Genomic DNA, 25636 nt, shown 5'->3' with positions numbered 1-25636 from the left:
AGGAGTAGGTTATGGTAAAAGACATAAAAACATTAAACGAATTGATGAAAAAAGTTAGAAAATCTCAAGAAGAGTATTCTAAGTTTAATCAAGAACAAGTAGACAAAATTTTCAGAAAAGTTGCGCAAAGAATTAACAACGAACGTATAACTTTATCTAAGTTAGCAGTAGAAGAAACAGGTATGGGAGTTTTAGAAGATAAGGTTATAAAAAACCACTTTGCTAGTGAATATATTTATAATAAATATAAAGATGAAAAGACTTGTGGTGTACTAGAAGATGATAGAGCATATGGAATTAAGAAAATAGCAACACCAATAGGGATAGTAGCAGGAGTTATACCTACAACAAACCCTACATCAACAGCTGCATTTAAAATCTTATTAGCATTAAAAACTAGAAATGCGATAATAATATCACCACACCCAAGAGCTAAAAAATCAACAATTTATACAGCAAAAATAGCTTTAGAAGAAGCTATAAAATATGGAGCTCCAGAAAATATAATTGGTTGGATAGATGAACCAAGTTTAGATATATCAAGAGAATTGATGGCAGAATCTGATTTAATATTAGCAACAGGTGGTCCAGGTATGGTTAAAAGTGCTTATTCAAGTGGGACACCAGCAATTGGGGTAGGATCAGGGAATACTCCAGTTATAATTGATGAAAGTGCGCATATTAAAATGACAGTAAACTACATTTTAATGAGTAAATCTTTTGATAATGGTGTTATATGTGCTTCAGAACAATCTGTAATAGTTCCAAGAAGAATATATGAAAGAGTTAAAGAAGAATTTCAAAAAAGAGGTGCATATATATTAAATGCGGAAGAAACAGATAAAATAAGAAAAGTTCTATTTAAAGAAGGAACTACAAGTATAAATGCAGATATAGTTGGACAAAGTGCATATAAAATAGCTCAAATAGCTGGATTTGAAATACCTAAAGATAAAAGAGTTATTATAGCTGAAATAGATAGTACAGATGTTAGTGAACCATTAGCTCATGAAAAATTATCTCCAATTTTAGCTATGTATAAATCAAAAGACTTTAATGATTCATTAGAAAAAGCAAAAACTTTAGTTGAATTAGGAGGATTAGGACATACTTCAAGTTTATACATTGATTTATCTGAAAAAGCTAAAATAGATATTTTCGGAGAAGCAATGAAAACAGGAAGAACTTTAATAAACATGCCAGCTGCTTTAGGAGCAATAGGAGATGTATTTAACTTTAAATTAGCACCTTCATTAACACTAGGTTGTGGATCTTGGGGAGGAAACTCAGTTTCAGAAAACGTAGGAGTTAAACACTTATTAAATGTTAAAACAATAGCAGAAAGAAGGGAAAATATGCTTTGGTTTAAAGTGCCTGAAAAAATATATTTCAAATTTGGATGTTTACCAGAAGCCTTAGAAGAACTAAAAGGTTCATATAAAAAGGCAATGATAGTTACAGATAGAACATTAGCTGAATTAGGTTATGCAAATCATGTTACGCAAGTTTTAGAAAAAGTTGGTATAGATTATAGAATATTCAGTGAAGTTGGAGTAGATCCTACATTATCTGCAACTCAAGCAGGTGCTCGTGCAATGCAAGAATATCAACCAGATTTAATAATAGCTATTGGTGGAGGAAGTGCTATGGATGCTGCTAAAATTATGTGGGTTCTATATGAACATCCAGAAATTAGATTTAAAGACATAGCAATGAGATTCATGGATATTAGAAAGAGAATAGTTAAATTCCCTAAAATGGGTAAAAAAGCATACTTTGTAGCAGTTGCAACAAGTGCTGGTACAGGTTCAGAAGTAACACCATTCTCTGTTATAACTGATGATACAAGTGAACAAAGTGTTAAGTATCCATTAGCTGACTATGAATTAACACCTGATATGGCAATAAATGATCCAGAATTAATGTTATCAATGCCTAAAGGATTAACTGTAGCATCTGGTATGGACGTATTAACACATGCTATAGAATCATATGTTTCAATAATGGCTACTGAATATACTAAACCTTATTCATTAGAAGCAATGAAAATAGTATTTGATTACTTACCAGAATCAGTAGCATTAGGACCAAAAGCTATAAAAGCTAAAGAAAAGATGTCTAATGCATCATGTATAGCAGGTATTGCGTTCTCAAATGCATTCCTAGGTATAGTTCACTCACTTTCACACAAATTAGGAAACCAATTCCATTTAGCTCACGGTATGTGTAATGCTATGTTATTAACAGAGGTTATTAAATATAATGCTACAGATGCACCGTTTAAAATGGGGGTATTCCCACAATATAAATATCCAGATGCAAGAAATAGATATGCTAAAATTGCTGACTTCTTAAATCTAGGTGGAAACACAGTTGATGAAAAAATTGAAAAATTATGTGAAACAGTAGAAGAATTAAAGGCAAGAATAGGTGTACCAAAAACAATTAGAGAAGCAGGAGTTAAAGAAGAAGACTTCTTAGCAGCAGTTGATGAAATGGCTCTAGAAGCATTTGACGATCAATGTACTCCAGCAAACCCTAGATATCCATTAATATCAGAATTAAAAGAAATATACTTAAAATGCTACTACGGTGCAGATGAGTATGAAAAAAAATTCAATAAAAAGGGAGAATAAAAATGACAAGAGAAGAATTAATTATATTAGATATAGATGTTAAAGATAAGCTTCATTTATTTGAAAAAGTTTCTAAAAAAGCATATGAACTTAAATTAGTTTCAAATGAAGCAAAACTAATAGAAGATTTTTATGATAGAGAAAAATCTTTTGAAACATACTTAGACAATGAATGTGCAGTACCTCATGTTAGAACAGAAAATGTTTTAGAAAGTTGTATATTCTTTATTAGATTAAAAAAACCTATTAAATGGTCTGATGAGGCAAAAGCTCAAGAAATATTTGCAATACTTGCAAAAGATGATGAAGCTGACTATCACATTGATATGCTTATGAATGTATCTAAAAAAATAATGCGCAAAGAATATCTAGATGTATTAAAAAAATCCAAAGATGTCAAAAAAATTGTTGAAATTATAAACAAATAATATATAAAGGAGCTATTTCTAATAAAATTAGGAGTAGTTCTTTTTTCTTTGTATAAAAAAATATGCACATAAAAGTACATACTTTTTTTAAATTATAAACTATTTTTCTGCATCTATTAATAACTTCATTGCTTTAGTATCTGAAGCGTTTAAGAATGTATCGTATGCATTCATTATGTCGCTTAAATCAAATTTATGAGTTATTAATTTAGAAACTGGTAATTTTCCTGTTGAAACTCCATTTATTAATAATGGTGTAGTATTAGTATTTACTAATCCAGTAGTTATAGTTAAATTCTTTATCCATAAGTTTTGAACATCAAAATCAACTTTCTTACCATGAACTCCTACTACAGCTATGTTTCCACCAGCTTTAACTATTTTTTGACAAGTATCCCAAGTTGCAGGCATTCCAACTGCTTCTATAGCAACATCTACACCGTCTGGACCAGCAATTTTTTTAACATCTTCTACTAAATTTTCAGAAGGTACTATTGTGTGAGTTGCACCTAATTCTTTAGCTAATTCTAATCTGTTTTTGTCAAAATCTATAACTATTATATTAGATGGTGAGTATAATTGAGATGTTAGTAAAACTCCCATTCCAACTGGACCAGCACCAACTATAGCTATAGTATCTCCTACTTTAACTTTTCCATATTGCACACCTATTTCATGTCCAGTAGGTAATGCATCACTTAGCATAACTGCTACTTCGTCAGATATTGTTTCAGGATATTTATATAGACTGTTATCAGCAAAAGGTACTCTTACATATTCAGCTTGTGTACCGTTTATCATATAACCAAATTTCCATCCACCTTCTTCATCTCTACAGTGAGAATATAGTTGTTTTCTACAGTTATCACAAGTTCCACATGGAGTTACACAAGAAATTAGAACCTTATCTCCTGGTTTAAAGTTTGTTACACCTTCTCCAACAGATTCTACTATACCTATTCCTTCATGTCCTAAAATTCTACCATCTGCTACTTCAGGATTTTTACCTTTGTAAATTCCTAAATCCGTTCCACAAATTGTAGTTTTAGTGATTTTTACGATTGCATCTCCAGGTCTTTTTAATACTGGTTTTTCAACTTCTTCTAATGCAATATTATGTTCTCCGTGATAAACTAGAGCTTTCATTTTCATAAAATTTCAATCCTCCTTTTTAAAATTTCTTTAATTAGTTTGTAATTTAGTTTACCATATTTTGAAATCATGTCAATAGCTGAACAAGTGGCACACACCTAGAGCTATTTATATACAATTATTAACTAAGTTATAATAGTTAATACCCAAACACATAAGATTTAGTGAAATTCTTAACTTAAGTTATATTTTAGCGTATTTTTTCACTTATTTTTTTGATTAGTTAATAAAATAACTTATTAAAAAAATAAAATTTAGCTGAATATTTATAGATTTAAGGTATACTAGTATAAAAGGGGATGATAGGTATTATGAGTGATAATGAGTATAAGGTTTTAGATTTAATTTTGAAAAACAGTAAAATGTCACAGGTAGAACTTTCAAAAAATATAGGGATAAGTAAAGCTGCTATTAGTAAAATAGTAAATAAATTGAAAGAACAAAATATAGTTTCAGAAATTTTAGTAAATGAAATAAAGAAAAAAGGAAGGCCGAAGCAGTATCTAGTTATAAATAAGCTAGATAAAAAAATAATAGGTATTAATTTTGGAAAAGATTATTTTGAAATAAGTTTAGGGAATATAAAGGGTGAATTATTAAAAACCAGACTAAAAAAGTTTTTCTTAAAAAAAAGTATGTCAATTGTAAATATCTTGTTAGAAGAACTAACTCTTTTTTTAGAAGAAGTTAAAGACTTTGAAATTATAGGAGTAGGCATATGTATAAATGCTATAGTTGATAGTAAAAAGGGAATAATAATAAATCATCCATATTTTAGATGGGAAAATTTAAATTTAGTAGAAATTATTGAAAGCAGATATAAAATACCGGTAGTTATAGACAATAATGTAAGATCAATTTTAAAGGCTGAAATACATTTCACTCAATTAAAAAAATATAAAGATATTTTATATATATACATTAATGACGGAATATACTCATCAATAATGATAAATAATAAAATATTAGTAGGTAAAAATATGCACTCTGGTCAAATTGCACACTATAAGCCAGTAAATACAGATAATAAAAGTTGTGAGTGTGGTAAAAGAGGTTGTATAAATTCTATGTATTCAGAAAATTCAATTCTACTAAAATTGGAAGAAGAATATGATAAGTATAACAAAAAATTAGAAATTAATAATATGTATGATCTATATGAAAAAATTTCAAAAAAAAGTGAAATTGCAAAAAAAATTATTAGTGATATATCTATTGAAGTAGGACAAGTAGTAGGGAATATTTTGAATATTTTAGATATAGAGAATATAATAATAGCTGGTGATATTACATACTCTGGTGATATTTTTTTAGATGGATTTAATAAAGGGATAAAGGAAAACTATATAAATGATATAGCTAAAATAGAATACTCAAAACTAGGCAAAAATATTGAGAAAAAAGCTGCCTTTAATCTTGTTATTGAAAATGTATTTGATAAACTAAAATTGTTTAAGGAATAAATCAATTAGGGAACAAAGAAAATTATAGTTTTCGATATACTATTGACATCTTTACCTAAAACGTGCTACTATACTTAAGTATTCATTCTCAGAATATATGAGCCGATATATTCTTAGGTGAAATAAATATAAGGAGGAAAAGGCATGAAATCAGCAAAAGAAATTATTGAATTATTTGGGAAAAACCCACAAGATACAGGGTCTTCAGAAGTGCAAATAGCAATCTTAACAGAAAAGATTAATCACTTAACTGAACACTTAAAAACTCATCCAAAAGATGTACATTCAAGAGTAGGACTATTAAAAATGGTTGGTAAAAGAAGAAGAATGTTAAACTACATCAAGGACAGAAGACTTAATGATTATAGAGATTTAATTGAAAAATTAGGATTAAGAAAATAAAGTCTAAACTTTTATAAGTGTTTGCTTATAAAAGTTTTTTATTTAATAAAAAGGGGATTTAATGAATAAAAAAATAGATATAATAGAAGGAAAAATTGCTAAAAATTTATTTAGATTGTCTTTACCTATTATACTTACATCTTTAATATCTATTTTATATAATTTAACTGATATTAAATTTATAAGTAGCTTTTTAGGAGATAACGCAGTATCAAGCGCTGCAGCTGCTACTTTTTTCATTGTATTTTCTGCTGCTTTTTTAATCGTTCCTAAAAATGGAGCACAAATTTTAGTTGCTCAAAGTATAGGTGCTAAGATATATAAAAATGCAAGAAGTTATGCAAGAATAAGTATAATATTAACATTTTTAGCTTCGATTTTCTGTTTATTAGTAGCTACTATATTTACAGAAGGTTTAATAAAAATGGTTGGGGTAACAGATTTAAATATACTAAAAATGGCTTCAATATTTTTAAGAATATCAGCACTTGGATTTCCATTTTTATTTATGATGTTTACATTATCAGCGATAATCAGTGCAGATGGTAATACATTTATACCATTTGTATGCACGTCAACAGGAATACTTACAAATGTTATTTTAGATTATATATTTTTAGGACCACTTCATTTTGGTATATCAGGTGCAGCCCTAGCAACTATTATATCTCAATTTATCTCGTTTATAATGTTAGTAATATATATTCGTACACCAAAATCTAAATTTAGAAATATGAAAATATTTAAATTAGATCCTTTGGAAAGGTATATAAATTTAATAAGAATAGGCTTACCTGCAGGAATAAGTCAAGCATTATTTACAATAATAAGTATAATAATTGCAACACAAATATCAAAAATAGATGTAAATGCACTAGGTGTTCAAAGACTTGGAGTTCAATTTGAAGCCTTATCTTGGAATATTTCTATGGGGGTATCAAGTGCGGTATCAACATATGTAGCTCAAAATTATGGAGCTAAAAAGTATGATAGAGTTAATGAAACATACAAGATAGCATTAATTTCGATGACGGTATTTGGTCTTTTAATAACAGCAGTGTTTGTAATATTTGCTAGGCCTTTATTCTCAACATTCTTTGAAGAAGAAGTATATATAAGATACGGAGTTAGTTATTTAAGAATAATAGGACTATCACAGGTATTCCAATGTATTGAAATTATAACAGCTGGTGCATTTAATGGTATGGGTAGAGTAAGTGAACCTACAATAATAGGTGCAGTTGGTACAGGTCTTAGAATACCATTTGTATTCATATTTGCTCCAATATTTGGATTAAATGCAATTTGGATAATAATATCAATGAGCATGCTATTAAAAGGTGTTGTAAGTTATGTATGGTATATAAAATCATGGAATAAATTCATAGAGAAAAAACAAATAATAGTGTAAAAGCTATTATTTTTTTATTTGTAATTAACTTAATAAAATTGTATAATAAATGTAGAAAAAAAAGGAGAAAAAACAATGAGAGTAGCAATAGGTAATGATCACTCAGGAGTAGAGTATAAAAATGAATTAGTAAAATATATGAAAGAACTAGGAGTAGAAGTTGTAAATTTTGGTACTGATACATTAGATTCAGTTGATTATCCAGATTATGCAAAAATGGTATGTAATGCAATTTTAAATAAAGAAGTAGATTATGGTGTTTTAATTTGTGGTACAGGTATTGGAATATCAATAACAGCAAATAAAATACCAGGTATTAGAGCTGCACTTTGTTATAACGAATATATGGGAAGTATTACAAGAGCTCATAATGATAGTAATGTAATAGCATTTGGAGCTAGAGTATTAGGGATTGAAGTTGCAAAATCAACATTAAAAGCCTTTTTAGAAACAGAATTTGAAGGTGGTAGACATCAAAGAAGAGTAGATAAGATGGAGTGTGGATGTTAATGAGTACAATATTTAAAAAAATAATTGATAAAGAAATTCCAGCTAATATAGTGTATGAAGATGACTTAATAATGGCTTTTCATGATATAAGTCCAATAGCACCAGTACATATAATAATAATACCAAAAAAAGAAATAGAAAGTTTAGATAAGGTGTCTATAGAAGACATAGAATTATTAGGTAAAATTCAATTAGTAATAGCTAAATTAGCTAAAGAGTTTAAAATAGATAAAAGTGGTTATAGAGTAGTTACAAATATAGGAGAAGATGGTGGGCAAAGTGTTAAACACATTCACTATCATTTAGTAGGTGGGAGAAAACTTGGATTTGACATGTAATGTTGACTTTATTGAAAGTAAAGACAATAAAAAATATAAATTATTGAAAAAATTAACTAAAAAAAAATATAGAGATGAAAATAATATATTCATAGCAGAGGGCGAAAAGTTTTTTTATGAATCAAATAACTTTAATAAAATTATAATTTCCAGTAGTTCTTATGAATATTATATGAAAAAATATGATTTAAATAAATATAATAAAATAGTAGTATTAAAAGATAATTTATTTAATGAAATATCAACTCAGGAGAATAGTCAAGGAGTTATATTCATATATTCAAAAGAAGTAAGCAATATAGATAGTATAAAAGGTGATATAGTAATACTAGACGATATTCAAGATCCAGGTAATATTGGAACAATAATAAGAACTATGGTTGCGTTAGACTATGAAAATTTAGTGCTAACTAAAGGCTCTGTTGATGTATATAATCCAAAAGCTGTAAGAGCCTCTATGGGCTCTATATTTAAGTTAAATATAATATACGAAGAAAGAGAGAATATTATAAATTTCTTAAATGAAAATGGATACAATATATACGCAACGGCCTTAGCAAGTGATTCTAAGGATTATAGACAGGCAAAGCTTACAAAAAATAAAAATGCATATATCTTTGGACACGAAGGTGGAGGAGTTAGTAAAGAGCTATTAGATATTAGTAATAAGCTAATTATACCAATATCAAATAAGGTAAATTCACTAAATGTAAGTGTTTCATTAGCTGTGTTTTTATATAAAATGAGAGAATTAGAAAATTGACAAAAATAAAATAGAAGATATAATAAATAATAGGAGAAGATATGCTTATATTAGGTATAGAAAGTTCTTGTGATGAAACAAGTATAGCAATAGTAGAAGATGGAAAAAATGTTTTGAGTAATGTAATAGCTACTCAAATAGAAATACATAAAAAATATGGAGGAGTTGTTCCAGAAATTGCATCAAGACATCATATAGAGGATATTTCTTATGTTTTACAAGAAGCACTAGAAAAAGCAAATAAAAAAATTACAGATATAGATTATATAGCAGTAACTAATAAACCAGGTCTTATAGGTTCTTTATTAGTGGGTATTATGTTTGCAAAAGGTTTAAGTTTTAGATATAACATACCTTTAATACCAGTAAATCACTTAGAAGGACATATATATTCAACTTTCTTACATCAAGATGTAAAAATGCCTGCAACTGTTGTAGTAGCTTCAGGAGGGCATACAAGTATTTATAACATGAGTGAGAATCACGAATTAAATCTACTTGGTGAAACACAAGATGATGCAATAGGAGAAGCTTATGATAAGGTTGCTAGAATGGTTGGACTTAGTTATCCAGGAGGACCATCTATTGAAAAAAATAGTGTAGGTGGTGAAAATACTTTAAATATACCAATACCAAATGTTAGCGGCTATGATTTAAGTTTTAGTGGTATAAAAACCTTTGTCACAAACTATATAAATAAATGTAATATGAAAAATGAAGAATATAGAATAAATGATATATGTAAATCTTTTGAAATAGCAGCAGTTGAAAATTTAAAAAGAAAAATAGTAAAAGCTTGTCTTGATACAAATTCAAAAACATTAGCTATAGCAGGAGGAGTTTCAGCAAATAAGCACTTAAGAAATGAGTTATATACCTCTTTAGAATTAAAAGATGTTGAAATTAAGTTTCCTATAAAAATGGAATATTGTACAGATAATGGTGCTATGATAGCAGCTGCAGCATACTATAATCTAGAATATAAAAGTGATATTGAAAAGACTTTTGATGCTACATCAACAAAGGAATTTCATAGAAAGTAGGAGGTGTTTATGTTTTTTAGAAATTTTAGAAATAGAAAAATAAATACAAGATTTGAAGAAAGAGTAAGAAGAAGAAAGCCGTATTTAAAATATAGAAATGCAATTAAAAATTCTGTAAGAGAATATAGAAAGTATGATATGGGAGAAGATATCTATTTTGATAGAGCGCCTTTACCTGATTTATACTATGTAAATGAAATAACTTTATTACCTAAAAACATTACAACAGTATTTGCTTTTTGGGAAATAAGAGAAGATAGCTTTAATTTATTAAAGGAAAAACATAATGTATCAGATGATGCAGTAATAATGCTATATAAAAATGAAAAATTATATAGAAAAATATCAGGCTTAAGTAGATTTGGTTCATACTATATAAATAATGTTGAGGGAGATAAAAACTATGTTGCAAAGATAGGGTTTATGGATAGCAACAATAATTTCTATGAACTAAGTGAATCTAGTGAAGTTGTAACACCAAGTGGAAAAGTTTCAAAAAATAGAGCTACTAAATGGGCAATACCTAAATTTGTAGAGGGTAAAATAGCGGTAGATTTTTATACTAAAGACAATCTTCCAGAAGATAGAATTTTAGCTATGGAAATAACTGATGCTGAATTAGTTTTAGGTGAAATGTTTACTCACTACATTTATGATGAAGAAGGTAATTTAATATATATTGGTGCTTCTGATAAGTTAATGCGTAGAGTTAAACCTTGTTCGAGTAAAATGTAATGAAAAAGCTAGCTATATTTTTAAATGGGGAGTACAGCAAAGATCTAGATAAAATGAAAGAGTATGTAAAAGATAGAGAAATTATAGCTGTAGATGGTGGATTAAATGAAGTATATAAATTGAATTTAATTCCAAAAAAAATAGTAGGAGATATGGACTCTGTAGATAAAAATATTTTGAAAAAATATGAAAATATAGAAAAAGTGTACCTAGAAAAAGAAAAAGATCATACAGATTTTGAGGTGGCTCTACTTAATTATACACCGAATAAAAGTGGAAGATTTAAAAAAGATAATTTACAGGAGGATTTTAGTCATCTAGATGATACAGACATTTTAGTTTTAGGTGCAACAGGTAATAGAGTTGATATGACACTATCAAACTTAAAAAAAATGCATGGTATTAAGAATATTAGATTTTTAAGTCATAATTTTGAAATAATAGAGTATACTAATAAATCTAAGGTGTATAAGGGAATAAATTCATATACATTTTCAATAATTCCAATAGAAAATATAGAAAAACTAAGTTTAAAAGGTTTTAAATATCCTTTAATAAATAAAGATATATCACTTGATATTGGTCTAGTTAGCAATATTGTAACAGGAAATGAGTGTGTAGTCGAATTTAAAAAAGGAAGTATGTATATAATATATAGAGAAGAAGACAAAAGTTAGTTTTTTAACTTTTGTTTTTTACTTTACAAAAAAAAATATTTATGATAGTATATTTATATCTAATTAGATATAAGTTGGAAGGAGATTTTATTTTGATTAAATCTGAAATGAAAATACTAATTGGTTTACATAGGAATGTAAGTGTATTAGATAAAAAAACATCAAAAATTGCAAGTGAGTATAACTTGACATTCAGTCAGTTTATGGTCTTGGAAGCACTATACAGCAAAGGGAAAATGACAGTTGGAGAAGTTAGAGATAGAATACTAAGTAGCGTTGGAACAATACCTGTAATAATAAATAACCTTGTTAAAATGGGTTATGTAAGAAGGTTATCTGATTCAAATGATAAAAGAATTTGTATTTTAGAATTAACGGACAAAGGTTATGAAGTCATAAGTAAAATCGCTCCTGAGAATGAAAAGAATATTATAGATATTATGAGTGTTTTAAGTGATTCTGAAAAAGAAAACTTAGTTATGCTTTTAAAAAAAATATACAATAATAGGAAAGAAGAATAATTATGACTACAATGTCAAGAGGAAGAATGGAAGCTTTTAGCGATGGAATATTAGCAATTATTATAACTGTTATGATATTGAAGCTAAGTCCACCAGATGAGCTTTCACTTAATGCTTTAATTGCAGTTTACCCAACATTTTTAGCCTATGTTTTAAGTTACATATACATAGCTATATATTGGGCAAATCATCACCATTTAATTAATATGGTTAAATCAGTTTCAGCGAGTTTACTTTGGAGAAATCTATTCTGGATATTTTGGATGTCTTTAATTCCTGTTGCGACAGAGTGGATGGGTTTAAACCCAAAAGAGAAGTTGCCCACTTTATTTTACGCAATAAGTCTTTTTATGTGTGCTATATCATATAATATAGTCCAAAAAGAAGTTGTGAAAATAAATGGTGAGGAGTCAAAGGTATCAAAAAATATTGGAAAAGATATGAAAGGTAAAATTTCAATACTAGCTTATGGATTAGCAGTTATTTTTTCGATTTTTTATCCAATAGTATCATATATAATATTTATTATTATAGCTTTAATATGGATAGTACCAGATAAAAGATTAGAAAAAAGTATAAAAGAAGAATAAAAAAATTAGGAGGAAATTTACAATGAGTATAATACAATCATTAAGAAATAGAAGATCTTATTACAACATTAACAAAAAAATAGATGTTTCAGAAGAAACAATTATAGAAAAGGTATCTGAAATAACAGAATTAGTACCAGACGCATTTAATATGAAAAGTACAAGAGTATTAGTAGTATTTGGTGAAAAACATGATAAATTATGGGATGAAATCTATAATGTATTTGGTGGACAAGTACCAAAGGAAAAATTAGATTCATTCAAAGCTGGAGCAGGTACAGTTTTATACTTCTATGATGAAAACGTTGTAAAAGGATTACAAGAAAAATTCAGCTTATATGCAGAAAACTTCCCAATATGGGCAAACCAAACTAACGGTATGTTACAATTATCTATATGGAGTATGTTAAGAGAATTAAATATAGGTGCTTCTCTACAACACTATAACCCAGTAATAGACGCAAAAGTAAAAGAAATGTTTGACTTACCTGAAAGCTACAAATTATTAGCTCAAATGCCATTTGGTGGAATAGTAGAAGAACCTTCTGATAAATTAAAAGACGAACACAAAAGAGTAGAATTCGTTAAATAGTTATAAAGTCTCATCTAATAAAATAGATGAGATTTTTATATATATATAAAAAGCGAGTAATTACTTACTCGCTATATTAATTTACTATTTAGTTATATTGTATAAAGATTTTTTACCTTTGTAAATTCCTTCACCAGCTAAATCGTCTTCGATTCTTAATAATTGATTGTATTTAGCTATTCTATCAGTTCTTGAAGCAGATCCAGTCTTTATTTGTCCTGCGTTAGTTGCAACTGCAACGTCAGCTATAGTATCATCTTCAGTTTCACCTGATCTGTGAGAAACAACAGCAGTATAACCAGCTTTTTTAGCCATTTCAATAGCATCTAATGTTTCAGTTAAAGTACCTATTTGGTTTAATTTAATTAAGATAGAGTTAGCAATTCCTTTTTTAATTCCTTCTTCTAATCTCTTAGTATTTGTAACAAATAAGTCGTCTCCAACTATTTGAATTTTATCTCCTAATTTTTCAGTCATTAGTTTGAATCCGTCCCAATCATCTTCAGCTAATCCATCTTCTATTGAGATTATTGGATAGTCTCTTACTAATTCAGCATACCATTCAACCATTTGTTCAGATGTTTTTTCTCCACCTTCACGTTTGAATACATACATTTTTCTTTCTTCATCATAGAATTCAGAAGAAGCAGCGTCTAATGCGAATGTAACATCTTCACCTAATTTGTATCCAGCAGCTTTTACAGCTTCAGATATGATATCTAATGCTCCACGAGTACCATTAATGTTACTTGGTGCATATCCACCTTCGTTACCTACGTTAGTAGAATCTCCATTTGCTTTTAATAATTTTCCTAAGTGATGGAAAATTTCAGCACCCATTCTTAATCCTTCTTTAAAGCTACTAGCTCCTACTGGTTGGATCATGAATTCTTGAACGTCAACAGCAGAATCAGCATGTGATCCACCATTTAAGATATTCATCATTGGTAAAGGTAATTCTTTAGCATTAACTCCACCTAAGTATCTGTATAAAGGTAAACCTAATTGGTTAGCAGCAGCTTTAGCAACAGCTAATGAAACACCTAAGATTGCGTTTGCTCCTAATCTTGCTTTATTTTCAGTACCATCTAAGTCTATCATTAATTTATCGATAGCAACTTGGTCTAAAGCGTCCATACCTATAATAGCTTCAGCTATTTCACCATTAACATTTGCAACCGCGATAGAAGTTCCTTTTCCTAAGTATCTTGATTTGTCATTATCTCTTAATTCAACAGCTTCGTGAACTCCTGTAGAAGCTCCTGAAGGTACAGAAGCTCTTCCCATTGCTCCTCCTTCTAAGTAAACTTCAACTTCAACAGTTGGATTTCCTCTTGAATCTAAGATTTCTCTTGCATAAACATCTTCAATTATTGTTTGAAATTTTACGTTATTCATTTTGAATATACCGCCCTTCTTTTTTTTATTATGTTAATTATATCACAAGTTTATATACTTGTAAATAATAAAAATAATAGTATAATAGATGTGTGAGTAAAAATAAAGAAAGGCATATTATGGAAAAAAAATTTAATACAAGTGTAGTTGTAGGATTACAATTTGGAGAAGAAGGTAAGACTAGAATTTTAAAAGAACTTTCAAATGATAGTGACTATATTGTTATAGCGAATTGTGATAATATAAAAAATACAGTTAAAATAAATGATGTAGAAATTTCTCTTTCAGTTTTACCTGTTGAGGTTATAAATAAAAATTTAAATATAATATTTGCTGCTAGCACTTTTATAGATATAAATTTATTATTAGAAGATATTCGTGTTTTAGAAAAACATAATTTAGAAATTGCTAAGATATGGATTGATTATAGAGCGAATATAATAATGTCTTATCATATTTTAATTGAAAAATCTAGACAAAAATTATTTGGGAAAAATAATATAAAGAATGTAATGACAGGATTATCATATGCGTATTTAGATAAAATCCAAAAAAATGCGATAAGATTTTGTGATTTACTAAATATGGAGAATTTTTCATTAAAATTGAGAAATACATTAAAGGAAAAGAATACCATATTATCTAAATTAGGAGAAAATGAGATAGAGTTTGAGTATATTATAGAAAAATATAAAGAGTATGCTAATATTTTAAAATTTAATATTACTGATACCATGATAGATATAAATAATAGAATATTAGAAGGTAAAAAGATACTATTTAAAACTAATACATCTACAATGCTAGACATTAATTATGGAACATATCCAGATGTAAATATTACAAATGCTACAATTTCAGGTATTTGCTATAATGTAGGTGTTAGTACAAATAAAATAGAAAATAAAATAGGAGTATTAAAAGCCTATACAACTAGAAAAGATGAGGGATTTTTACCAACAGAAGTGTTCTATGACATAAAAGAACATTTAATATCAAAAGGAGAAGATAATAAAAGCTCATTAAGATGTGCATGGCTTGATTTAGGTATTTTAAAATATAGTCTATTATTAAATGGAGTAAATAAGCTTTACCTTACAAAACTAGATGTACTAAGTGGTTTGGATAAAATTAAATTAGGTGTAGCATATGAAATAGATAAAATAGTTTATCAAACATTTCCTTTAAATGTATCTAACTTAAATGAGTTTAGTGTGTTATACAAAGAATTTGATGGTTGGCAAGAAGATATTTCAAATATAAAAGAATATGAAAAATTACCAAAAAATTGTAAAAGATATGTAGAATATATTGAAGGTTATTTAGGTATAAAATTTGATAAAATTGCAGTGGCAGAGAACGAAAATAGTTATATTGATAGATAATTAAATAGAATATTGAAAGGGAAAATTTTTATAGTTTTTTCCTTTTTTTATCTTAAGAATAATGTTAAAATATATTTAGTTAAGAACATAAGGAGATAAAAATGCAGAGCTATTATAAAGACTTTTTTAAAAAAGCAAAGATTAAGGAGGAAGTAATGAAGGGAACAATTTGTGTTGATGGAGTAGTAGGAGTAGGTAAAAGTTCATTAGGGAGGCTAATTGCAGAAAGATACAATATAAAGTTATATGAAGAACCTGTTTTAGATAATCCAATATTAGATAAATTTTACTATAACAAAAAAAGATGGAGTTTTCCTTTACAAATATTTTTCTTAAATAAAAGATTTAAAATGATAAAAGAAGCTGAAAATTTAGGGGCTTGTGTTATGGACAGAAGTATATACGGAGATGTGATTTTTTCTAAAATGTTAGCAGACGATGGTGATATGACAAAAGAAGAATTCGAGTTATACGAAGAGCTTCTATATAACATGTTAGAAAATGTAAAAAAACCAGCACTTATGATATATCTAGAAACAAGCGTAGAAAATGCAGTGAAAAAAATCAAAAAAAGAGCAAGAGAATACGAACAAATAGTTCCAATTGAATATTGGACTAATCTCGATAAAAATTATAGAGAATATTTTGATAACTATAATTTATCAGACTTTTTAAAAATAAATGTTGATGACATAGATTTTGTTAATAATTTAGAAGATAGGGAATACATATTTGATATAATAGATAGAAAACTAGGATTAAAATAATGAAAGAAATAATAAAACTAAAACCAAAACTAGATTTAGATTTAGCTTTTGGTATAAATAGTATAGAGTTAAAAGAATTAGAAATAATTTCTAACAATACAATAACAATTACCTGCTATATAAACGTTTTAGATAATAATGATTTTGAAAGTTTTACTAAATTAGATACTAATATTAGAAATAAGATATCAAAGGATGTAAAAAAGTACAGAATAGAATACCATTTTAGATTTGAAAATGAAAATTTACAAGAAGTGGCAAAATACTTATGGGACTACGTAAATTATACATATAATAATCCTGCTTTTACAAAAGACTTAGAAATATTAGCTAATGATAATATTGTATATATAAAAATAAGTGATGAAATTCAAAAAACTTTTATTACTCATAATAAATTAGACCATGAATTAAAAAAAGAGCTTATAAAATCATTAAAACAAGATATAGCATTAGAAATTTCTTTAAATGAATTAAATTTTAATGTTTTGGAAAAGACTAAAGAAAAATCTAAAAAACAAGACAGTAATTTTACTATAAAACCTTTAATAGTTGACTTTGAATTAGGGAAAACTATTACAATAGAAGCAGAGATTTTCTATATTGATGAAAAGGAAATCACAAAAAAAGATGGTGGAAAATTAAAACTAGTTTCTTTTTATGTAACTAATAATAAAAGATCATTTGTTTGTAAAAAATTCTACAATGATGATAATGACCATGAACTAAAGGTAAATGATGTAGTAGAAATTACAGGAACATTTACAAAAGATATTAGTTTTGAAAAAGATTACTATATAAAAATTAAGTTTATTAAAAAAATAGCAAGTGTAGATCATAGTATAATAGACGATAGCGATGTTAAAAGAGTAGAACTAGGCATTAGAACTAATATGAGCGAAATGAGTTCAAATATAAATGCAAAAGATTTAAATGAAATAATGTCTAAAATGGGGCATAGTGCATATGCAATAACTGACTTAGGAGTAGTACATGCATTTCCTTTTGTATATAAAAAAGACTCTGATGTAAAAGCAATATTGGGACTTAGCTCTTATGTAGTAGATGATAATAAAATGCTAGTTATAAACCCTAAAGATGTGGATATTTTAGAAGAAGAATATGTAGTATTCGATATTGAAACAACAGGATTTGATCCATATAATGATAAAATAATAGAAATTGGAGCTGTAAAAATAAAGAAATTAGAAATTGTAGATAGATTTTCAGAGTTTATAAATCCCGAAATACCCATACCTAAAGTTATTAAAGATTTAACTAGTATTAGTGATGATGATGTTAAAGATGCTGATACAGTAGATATTGTACTACCTAGATTCTTAGAATTTTGTAAAAACTCTACATTAGTAGCTCATAATGCCAAATTTGACGTTGGATTTATTAGTGAAAAATCAAATCAATTAAATATATCTACTAATTTTAGCTATATTGATACAATAGAATGGGCTAAATTAACTTTAAAAGATCAAAAAAGATTTAATTTAGATGCTTTATGTAAAAGATTTAATATAGACAATGAAAATCACCATAGAGCAGTAAATGACGCAGAAGTTACTACAAAACTATTTATAGAGTTAATAAAAAGAGTACTAACTGAAAATGTTAAAACTTTAAAAGATGTTAATGAAAAATTACAATTAGATATTGAAGTTGCAGAGGTAAATGTAACTAATATACTGCTTAAAAGTCAAAAAGGTCTACCTACCTTATATAAACTTGTAAGTGATTCATTAATATATAACTATGGGAATAAGTTACCAAGAATTAAAAAAAGTGATTTAGAAAAAAATAGAGAAGAGCTTTTAATAGCTTCAAATCCTTCAATGGGTTACAACAAAAGTGGAGAGCTAGTAAAACTATATATAAGAGGGATAGATAAAGAAGAAATAGAAAAAGCTGCTAATTTTTATGATCTAATAGAAATTTATCCAGAATCAAAATATGAAAAAGAAGTTAAAACAGGTGAGATAACAGATTTTGAATATGTAAGAGAAATGAATAAATATTTCTATAATCTAGGTAAAAAATTAGGGAAAATTGTGGTAGCTATATCAGATGTTTCTTACATGACAAAAGAAGAAGCACCTGCTAAAAAAGTATTACAGGTAGCTAATAATGAATTTAGAGAATCTAAGTATGAATCTAATTCGCATTTTAGAACAACAAAAGAAATGTTAGAGGAGTTTTCATATTTAGGAGAAAAAATAGCCTATGAAGTAGTTGTTGAAAATACCAATATTGTAGCAGATATGATAGAAAAGGTAAGACCAATACCTGATGGATTTTATCCACCTAAAATAGATGGAGATAAAGAAGAAGTTAAAAGACTAACATATGAAAAAGCACATGAGCTATATGGAGAGAATTTACCTAAGGTAGTTCAAGATAGAATAGAAAGAGAGTTAAATTCAATTATAGGAAACAACTTCTCAGTTCTATATCTAATAGCCCAAAAGTTAGTTAAAAAATCAGTAGAAAGTGGTTATTTAGTAGGGTCAAGAGGATCTGTTGGTAGTAGCTTGGTTGCATATTTAATGGGTATAACGGAAGTTAATGGGCTATATCCACATTATAGATGTTCTAAATGTAAATATTTTGAAATATTTGAGTTAGAAAAAAGTGGAGTAGACCTTCCAGTAAAATACTGTGAAAAATGTAATATAGAGCTAATTCGTGATGGACATGCAATACCATTTGAAGTCTTTATGGGATTTAACGGAGATAAAGTACCGGATATAGACTTGAATTTTTCTGGAGAATTTCAATCTAATATTCATAAGTACACTGAAGAATTATTCGGTGCAGAAAATACATTTAGAGCAGGAACCATATCAACTACTGCATATAATAATGCAATGGGTTATGTTAAAAAATATTTTGAAATAAATTCACAAGCAAAAGCTCGTGAAGAAAGTGAAAAAATATTTGGTAAAGACAAAGTAAATAAAGAGTTTGAAAAAGAGTATATTCAAGAAGATATAAGAAAAAATAAGGCAGAAATTGAAAGACTTGCTAGAATGATAGAAGGTGCAAGAAAAACTACAGGACAACATCCTGGAGGTATGGTAATAGTACCAAGAGATAAGTCTATATATGAATTTAGTCCTATTCAAAAACCAGCAAATGATATGACAAGTCAAAGTACTACTACACACTTTGATTATCACGTAATGGATGCACAGCTTGTAAAACTTGATATACTAGGACATGATGATCCAACTACATTAAAACTATTAGAAGATTTAACAGGACTTAGTCCATATGATATACCATTAACTGATGAAAAGGTTATAAGTCTATTTTCAAATACAAGTGCTTTAAATGTAAAGCCAGAAGATATTGAAACAGATTTAGGGACAAATGGTATACCAGAATTTGGTACAGCATTTGTTAAAGGAATGTTAAAAGATACAAGACCAACATCATTTACAGAACTAGTTAGAATATCAGGATTATCACATGGTACAGATGTTTGGTTAAATAATGCTCAGTATTATGTTAATGAGGGAATTGCTAGCTTAAATGAAATAATAACAGTAAGAGATGACATTATGAACTATCTAATATTACAAGGTATAGATAAGGGATTAAGCTTTACTATTATGGAATTCATTAGAAAAGGAAGACCAAATAAAGATAAAGAAAAATGGGAAGAATATAAAAAAGTTATGCAAGAATATAAAGTTCCTAGTTGGTATATTGACTCGTGTGAGAAAATTAAATATATGTTCCCTAAAGGACATGCTGTAGCATATGTTATGATGGCAATAAGAATAGCTTACTTTAAAGTCTACTATCCATTAGAATTTTATACAGCTTACTTAAACAGAAAAATTTCTTCATTTACTTTAAGTAAAAATTTTGCTAGTATAGATAAACTTAAAAAACGTTATTATGAATTAAGAGATTTAAATAGTAAAAATGTAAATGATAAAAATGAAGTTATTTTATTAGAAATTTTAATAGAAATGCACTATAGAAATATAGAACTTATAAATGTTGATTTATATAAGTCAAAAGCAGATAAATTCATAATAGAAGATGGAAAAATAAGATTACCATTTTTAGTTGTTGATGGACTAGGAGAAGTAGTAGCAAAAAATATAGAAGAAAAAAGAAAAGAAAAAAGCTTTAGCTCAAAAGAAGATTTAGTTAAAAGAACAGGACTTAATAGTACAGTTTTAAAAACTATGGAGGAATACGAAATAATAAAAGGGATGGATGAAACAGACCAACAAAGTCTATTTTAAATAAGTGAAAAAGCAGCTTTAGCTGCTTTTTACTTACCATTTATATGAAACTCCTAAATTTGCACCAATCTTACTATTCTTATTAATATCATTACTAAAATTAAAGCTTCCATCAAGAGTTATATTATTTATAAATCTATATTTAGCTCCTAGTCTTAAACTATAATTTAGATAGGCTCTATTAATTAAAAGTTCATTAGATTTATAGTTAGTTTGTACTATTTTTTGAGTATTTTGAGAAAATGCTAATTTAGGTTCTAAATATATGCTATATCTATTTATATCATATGACATTAGAAGTGCAAAATCAGCTATAGATCCAATTCTTGAATTTAGCAGTACATTTTTATCTAATTTAACCTTACTTGAATAAGTTAAATATAGACCAAATTTGGGTTGCAGATTAATATTATTAAATTTAAATGATTTAGAGTATCTTGCATAAATATCTATATTATCATTTACTAATTTATCTTTGCTTGCACGTCTATATCTTAAAAAGCTTAAAAACTCTTTATATGTTATACTAGTACCAATTGAGATATTACGTGATAAACCATTTTGATATTCTATAAATCCACCTAATTTTAAATCTAAATCATTTTTTACTTTAAAATTAGCACCTAATTGAACTCCAGATATAATATTAATATCAACTTTTTTCTTATTTACCAAATCATCTAGCACAGTAACTAAAGATTTAGATAAATTAACATCAAAGTATAAGTTTTCATCGAATTTATTAGTTATACTATTATCTGTATAGTAAAATGCATCAGCGTATTTTTTGTACTTAGTAAGATCTATTTTCTTGTTTTCAAACTTGAATTTATTAATCTCATTTTTTAGATTATTTATATCATCAATGGTTAAATTTTCTTTAACTATTTTAGCTTTAATATTATTACCAATTTTTTTAGCATTTTCATCACCTAGATTTTCTGCTTTTTCTAAGAAGTCATTTAATTTGTCATTTAATACTTTCATTTGTGCATCTAAAGTACTAGCTTTTTCTAGTAAGGCATCTAAGTCATTAGAAGTATCAGCTTCACTAATTAAAGCATTTCTTTGTGATTCGTTTAGATTTTCTAACTTTCTAATTTTTTGAATCTTAAGAACTTTAGTTTTAAAGTCAGTAATTTCTTGTGTTAATGTGTCTATAGAAGTTTTAGCATTTTCAACTGTAATTTTTTCTATTGAAGCTATAAACTCGGTAATTTTTTCATTAGAGATATTTTCTAAATCTTTTAATTTTTGTCTTAATTCACCCATTTTAGTATCTAAAGCAGTAGCTTTTTCTAATATGATATCAAAAGTATCATTAGAAGAATTAACTACCTCAATTAGTTTTTCTTTTTGTAAGGCATTTAAGTTTGCTAAGTTTTGTATTTTGGTAATAGTATCATTTTTAGAATTATTTAACTCATTTATTTTCTTTATTAGGTCATTTACTTTTTCAATAGATAAATTAGTTTCTTTTACACTATTAATTTCAGTTCTAAGTTTGCTTACATCTGCAGCAGTTGAATTTTCTGTATTAACTAAAAAATCTTTTAATACTTTCATTTGTTCATCTAAAGTACTAGCTTTTTCTAGTAAGGCATCTAAGTCATTAGAAGTATCAGCTTCACTAATTAAAGCATTTCTTTGTGAATCGTTTAGATTTTCTAACTTTTTAATTTCTTCAATCTTAAGTACTTTAGTTTCAAATGTAGTAATATCATTTTTTAATTTAGTTATGGAAGTTCTAGCATTTTCAACAGTAATTTTTTCTATTTCCTTAGTAGTAGAAGCTATAAACTCGGTAATTTTTTCATTAGAGATATTTTCTAAATCTTTTAATTTTTGTCTTAATTCACCCATTTTAGTATCTAAAGCAGTAGCTTTTTCTAATATGATATCAAAAGTATCATTAGAAGAATTAACTACCTCAATTAGTTTTTCTTTTTGTAAGGCATTTAAGTTTGCTAAGTTTTGTATTTTGGTAATAGTATCATTTTTAGAATTATTTAACTCATTTATTTTCTTTATTAGGTCATTTACTTTTTCAATAGATAAATTAGTTTCTTTTACACTATTAATTTCAGTTCTAAGTTTGCTTACATCTGCAGCAGTTGAATTTTCTGTATTAACTAAAAAATCTTTTAATACTTTCATTTGTTCATCTAAAGTACTAGCTTTTTCTAGTAAGGCATCTAAGTCATCAGAAGTATCAGCTTCACTAATTAAAGCATTTCTTTGTGAATCGTTTAGATTTTCTAACTTTTTAATTTCTTCAATCTTTAAAATATTAGACTTAAAAGCATTTATTTCATTTATTAAGTCTGATATTTTATCAATATCTAAATTACTTTCTTTGTCAGTATTAATATTATTTTTAAATATTTCAGCCTTATCATTTTGTATATTTTTTATTTCTTCTAAAAATGCATCTATAGTATTATTTAATTTAAGCATTTCTTCATCTAATTTTTTAGCTTTATTTAATAAATCATCTAAATTATCAGAAGAATTAGCTTTATTTACTAACGCATCTTTTTGTTTTTTATTTAAATTTTGTAGAAGTCTAATATCCATAGATTTTATTTTGTTTATTAAATCTGATACATCATTTAATTTTAGATTTTTTATTTTTTGCATCTTGATATATTCTTTAAGTCTAATAATTTTATCATCTGTTGATTCACTTGTTTTATTTGAAAATGTTTCGTTAGCATTATTAAACTTACTCATTTCAGTATCTAAATAAGTAGCAGTTTTTACTAACTCTTTTAATTCACTATCACTAGAATTATTAGCTAAATTAAGTAAATATTCTTTTTGTTTCTCATTTAGGTTAGTTAAGTCATTGATTTTTTGTATATTTTCTTCCTTACTTTGTTTTGCATCAGTTTCTTTCGTTACATCTCTGTCTCTATTATTTTGTTCTACCCAAATTTCTTTAGTTTTAGTCGTGTCTATTATTCTATCTGCATTACAACTACTATCTCCTAAACAATCTTTATCATACCAATTATCTGTATTAGCAAATATATAGCCCATTTTAGTAATATTACCTTTTAGCACAACTTCAAAAATCTTACCATAATCATCAGTACCACTTGATGAGAAGTTTTCATTGTTATCGTGATAATTATTATCCCACACATGAACTTTTCTATTTTTATTATCTTTTTCCTTATAGTGAATAATAACCTTAGTGTATTCAGGAGCTTCATTTTTTAGCTTTTTTTGTAAAGCTTTTAATTCATTCATATGTGAGGCATTAAGGTCATCTTTAGATATATATGGTTTTGTTTTTTGTATTTCTTTCTCAAACGCAGAGTTACTGAACATGGAATTAGAATTTTTAATACTATCAAAATTTAGCTCAGTTATGTCAGGGTATGCTGAATTTGAACCATTAAACATAAACGAAATATCACGTACTTTAGAAGTATCCCACTTAGAGATATCAGGATTAGCAACATCAGTTGATGAGAACATAGCGGCCATATTAGTAACATTAGAAGTATTCCAATTAGAAACATCAGGATTTGCCTTTTTAGTACTAGAGAACATATGGTCCATATCAACAACACTAGAAGTATCCCATTTAGAAACATCAGGATTAGCTACATAGTTATTATAGAACATCCAGTCCATAGTTTTAACTTTAGAAGTATCCCATTTAGAAACATCAGGATTAGCGTTATATGTACTAAACATTCCACTCATATTAATGACATTAGAAGTATCCCAATTAGAAACATCAGGATTAGCAATACTTGCACCATAAAACATCTTACTCATATTAGTAACATTAGAAGTATCCCACTTAGAAACATTAGGATTAGAAGCTCTTGCAGCCCAGAACATTCCAGACATGTCAGTAACATTAGAAGTATCCCAGTTTGTTACATTAGGATCAGCTTTTACAGCATTTGTAAACATTTCTTTCATAGTAGTAACACTAGAAGTATTCCAATTAGATACATTAGGAGTCGCTTCTTCAGCATAATAGAATAAGTAGCTCATATCAGTAACATTAGAAGTATCCCAGTTAGTTACATCAGGATTGGAATTACGAGCATAATTAAATAAGTTTTTCATATTAGTAACATTAGAAGTATTCCAATTAGAAACATCTGGGTTTGCATTTATAGTATGCTCAAACATTGACTCCATATTAGTAACATTAGAGGTATCAATTTCCCTATCAATTTCTATTTGACCAATATATTCGTAAAAAAATCGACTAGAATCATTTGGAAATCTAAGATCTGGGCTTTTTAAATTTAATGTAGTTTCATTTTTACTAAGGTGTCTTTTCATAAAATTTCTAAACTTCTCTTTATTTATTTCACCACTACCTGTAACATCTATAGTATTACCTGTTTTTTCAATAAAAACAGAATTTGGATTAGTACCAATGTCTACTCTATCAGCAAATGAAATTAAGCTTACAAATGACATAGGTATAATTAGTTTTCGTATATTCAAATTTACTCCTCCTTTTTTGAAATCGTTTTCATTTTTAAATTTTAAGCAAAAAAGAGGTCTGTATTTATTTAT

General features: G+C 27.1%; 20 protein-coding genes. 17 read left to right on the top strand and 3 right to left on the bottom strand.

Annotated elements, in window-relative coordinates:
• Positions 1-11 precede the first annotated feature (11 nt).
• Both adhE and OMES3154_RS04305 read left to right on the top strand, forming a co-directional pair.
• Positions 12-2636: a bifunctional acetaldehyde-CoA/alcohol dehydrogenase gene (adhE, locus tag OMES3154_RS04310; protein ID WP_156683563.1), complete on the top strand. Its 2625-nt coding sequence runs from the start codon at positions 12-14 to the stop codon at positions 2634-2636.
• Positions 2637-2638: 2 nt separating this feature from the next.
• Positions 2639-3064, top strand: coding sequence for a PTS sugar transporter subunit IIA (locus OMES3154_RS04305; RefSeq protein ID WP_156683562.1), 426 nt, complete (start codon positions 2639-2641; stop codon positions 3062-3064).
• A 99-nt stretch (positions 3065-3163) separates the two neighbouring features.
• On the opposite strand, the gene OMES3154_RS04300 is transcribed toward OMES3154_RS04305, so the two are convergent.
• Positions 3164-4216, bottom strand: coding sequence for a zinc-dependent alcohol dehydrogenase family protein (locus OMES3154_RS04300; RefSeq protein ID WP_197271498.1), 1053 nt, complete (start codon positions 4214-4216; stop codon positions 3164-3166).
• Positions 4217-4515: 299 nt separating this feature from the next.
• On the opposite strand from OMES3154_RS04300, the gene OMES3154_RS04295 reads away from it, so the two are divergent.
• From OMES3154_RS04295 to OMES3154_RS04240, 12 genes are all read left to right on the top strand, one after another.
• Positions 4516-5679 carry an ROK family transcriptional regulator gene (locus tag OMES3154_RS04295; RefSeq protein ID WP_156683561.1) on the top strand — a complete coding sequence of 388 codons (1164 nt, stop codon included), beginning with the start codon at positions 4516-4518 and terminating at the stop codon, positions 5677-5679.
• A 144-nt stretch (positions 5680-5823) separates the two neighbouring features.
• Positions 5824-6081: a 30S ribosomal protein S15 gene (gene rpsO / locus OMES3154_RS04290; protein ID WP_156683560.1), complete on the top strand. Its 258-nt coding sequence runs from the start codon at positions 5824-5826 to the stop codon at positions 6079-6081.
• A 61-nt stretch (positions 6082-6142) separates the two neighbouring features.
• On the top strand, positions 6143-7492 hold the full coding sequence (locus tag OMES3154_RS04285) for an MATE family efflux transporter (RefSeq protein WP_156683559.1): 1350 nt from the start codon (positions 6143-6145) through the stop codon (positions 7490-7492).
• Positions 7493-7567: 75 nt separating this feature from the next.
• Complete coding sequence (rpiB, locus tag OMES3154_RS04280; protein WP_156683558.1) at positions 7568-8002, top strand: ribose 5-phosphate isomerase B; 435 nt, start codon at positions 7568-7570, stop codon at positions 8000-8002.
• A complete protein-coding gene (locus OMES3154_RS04275) occupies positions 8002-8340 on the top strand; it encodes an HIT domain-containing protein (RefSeq protein ID WP_156683557.1) in 339 nt (112 codons plus the stop codon). The genes rpiB and OMES3154_RS04275 overlap by 1 nt, the downstream gene beginning before the upstream one ends.
• Positions 8324-9103 (top strand): TrmH family RNA methyltransferase, encoded by a 780-nt coding sequence (locus tag OMES3154_RS04270; protein ID WP_231679266.1) that lies wholly within the window; start codon positions 8324-8326, stop codon positions 9101-9103. The genes OMES3154_RS04275 and OMES3154_RS04270 overlap by 17 nt, the downstream gene beginning before the upstream one ends.
• A 41-nt stretch (positions 9104-9144) precedes the next feature.
• Positions 9145-10146, top strand: coding sequence for a tRNA (adenosine(37)-N6)-threonylcarbamoyltransferase complex transferase subunit TsaD (tsaD, locus tag OMES3154_RS04265; RefSeq protein WP_156683556.1), 1002 nt, complete (start codon positions 9145-9147; stop codon positions 10144-10146).
• A gap of 9 nt (positions 10147-10155) precedes the next feature.
• On the top strand, positions 10156-10881 hold the full coding sequence (locus tag OMES3154_RS04260) for a DUF4912 domain-containing protein (protein ID WP_156683555.1): 726 nt from the start codon (positions 10156-10158) through the stop codon (positions 10879-10881).
• Positions 10881-11558: a thiamine diphosphokinase gene (locus OMES3154_RS04255; RefSeq protein WP_156683554.1), complete on the top strand. Its 678-nt coding sequence runs from the start codon at positions 10881-10883 to the stop codon at positions 11556-11558. The genes OMES3154_RS04260 and OMES3154_RS04255 overlap by 1 nt, the downstream gene beginning before the upstream one ends.
• 41 nt (positions 11559-11599) lie before the next feature.
• On the top strand, positions 11600-12079 hold the full coding sequence (locus OMES3154_RS04250) for a MarR family winged helix-turn-helix transcriptional regulator (protein ID WP_231679265.1): 480 nt from the start codon (positions 11600-11602) through the stop codon (positions 12077-12079).
• A gap of 2 nt (positions 12080-12081) precedes the next feature.
• Positions 12082-12669 carry a TMEM175 family protein gene (locus tag OMES3154_RS04245; RefSeq protein ID WP_197271497.1) on the top strand — a complete coding sequence of 196 codons (588 nt, stop codon included), beginning with the start codon at positions 12082-12084 and terminating at the stop codon, positions 12667-12669.
• Positions 12670-12691: 22 nt separating this feature from the next.
• Positions 12692-13261, top strand: a complete 570-nt coding sequence (locus tag OMES3154_RS04240) for a nitroreductase family protein (protein ID WP_156683552.1) — start codon at positions 12692-12694, stop codon at positions 13259-13261.
• Positions 13262-13345: 84 nt separating this feature from the next.
• Here OMES3154_RS04240 and eno read toward each other — a convergent pair whose 3' ends face one another.
• Positions 13346-14659 (bottom strand): phosphopyruvate hydratase, encoded by a 1314-nt coding sequence (eno, locus tag OMES3154_RS04235; protein ID WP_156683551.1) that lies wholly within the window; start codon positions 14657-14659, stop codon positions 13346-13348.
• 119 nt (positions 14660-14778) lie between these two features.
• On the opposite strand from eno, the gene OMES3154_RS04230 reads away from it, so the two are divergent.
• The 3 genes from OMES3154_RS04230 (at position 14779) to OMES3154_RS04220 (ending at position 21082) form a co-directional block, all read left to right on the top strand.
• Positions 14779-16044, top strand: a complete 1266-nt coding sequence (locus OMES3154_RS04230) for an adenylosuccinate synthetase (protein WP_156683550.1) — start codon at positions 14779-14781, stop codon at positions 16042-16044.
• A gap of 155 nt (positions 16045-16199) precedes the next feature.
• Positions 16200-16811, top strand: coding sequence for a deoxynucleoside kinase (locus OMES3154_RS04225; protein WP_231679264.1), 612 nt, complete (start codon positions 16200-16202; stop codon positions 16809-16811).
• A complete protein-coding gene (locus OMES3154_RS04220) occupies positions 16811-21082 on the top strand; it encodes a PolC-type DNA polymerase III (RefSeq protein ID WP_156683548.1) in 4272 nt (1423 codons plus the stop codon). The genes OMES3154_RS04225 and OMES3154_RS04220 overlap by 1 nt, the downstream gene beginning before the upstream one ends.
• Before the next feature lie 33 nt (positions 21083-21115).
• Here OMES3154_RS04220 and OMES3154_RS04215 read toward each other — a convergent pair whose 3' ends face one another.
• Positions 21116-25564 (bottom strand): BspA family leucine-rich repeat surface protein, encoded by a 4449-nt coding sequence (locus OMES3154_RS04215; protein WP_156683547.1) that lies wholly within the window; start codon positions 25562-25564, stop codon positions 21116-21118.
• Positions 25565-25636 lie beyond the last annotated feature (72 nt).

Origin of the sequence: Oceanivirga miroungae (assembly GCF_902505095.1) — a bacterium.
Classification (GTDB): Bacteria; Fusobacteriota; Fusobacteriia; order Fusobacteriales; family Leptotrichiaceae; genus Oceanivirga; species Oceanivirga miroungae.
This window is presented reverse-complemented; position numbering and strand designations above follow the sequence as displayed.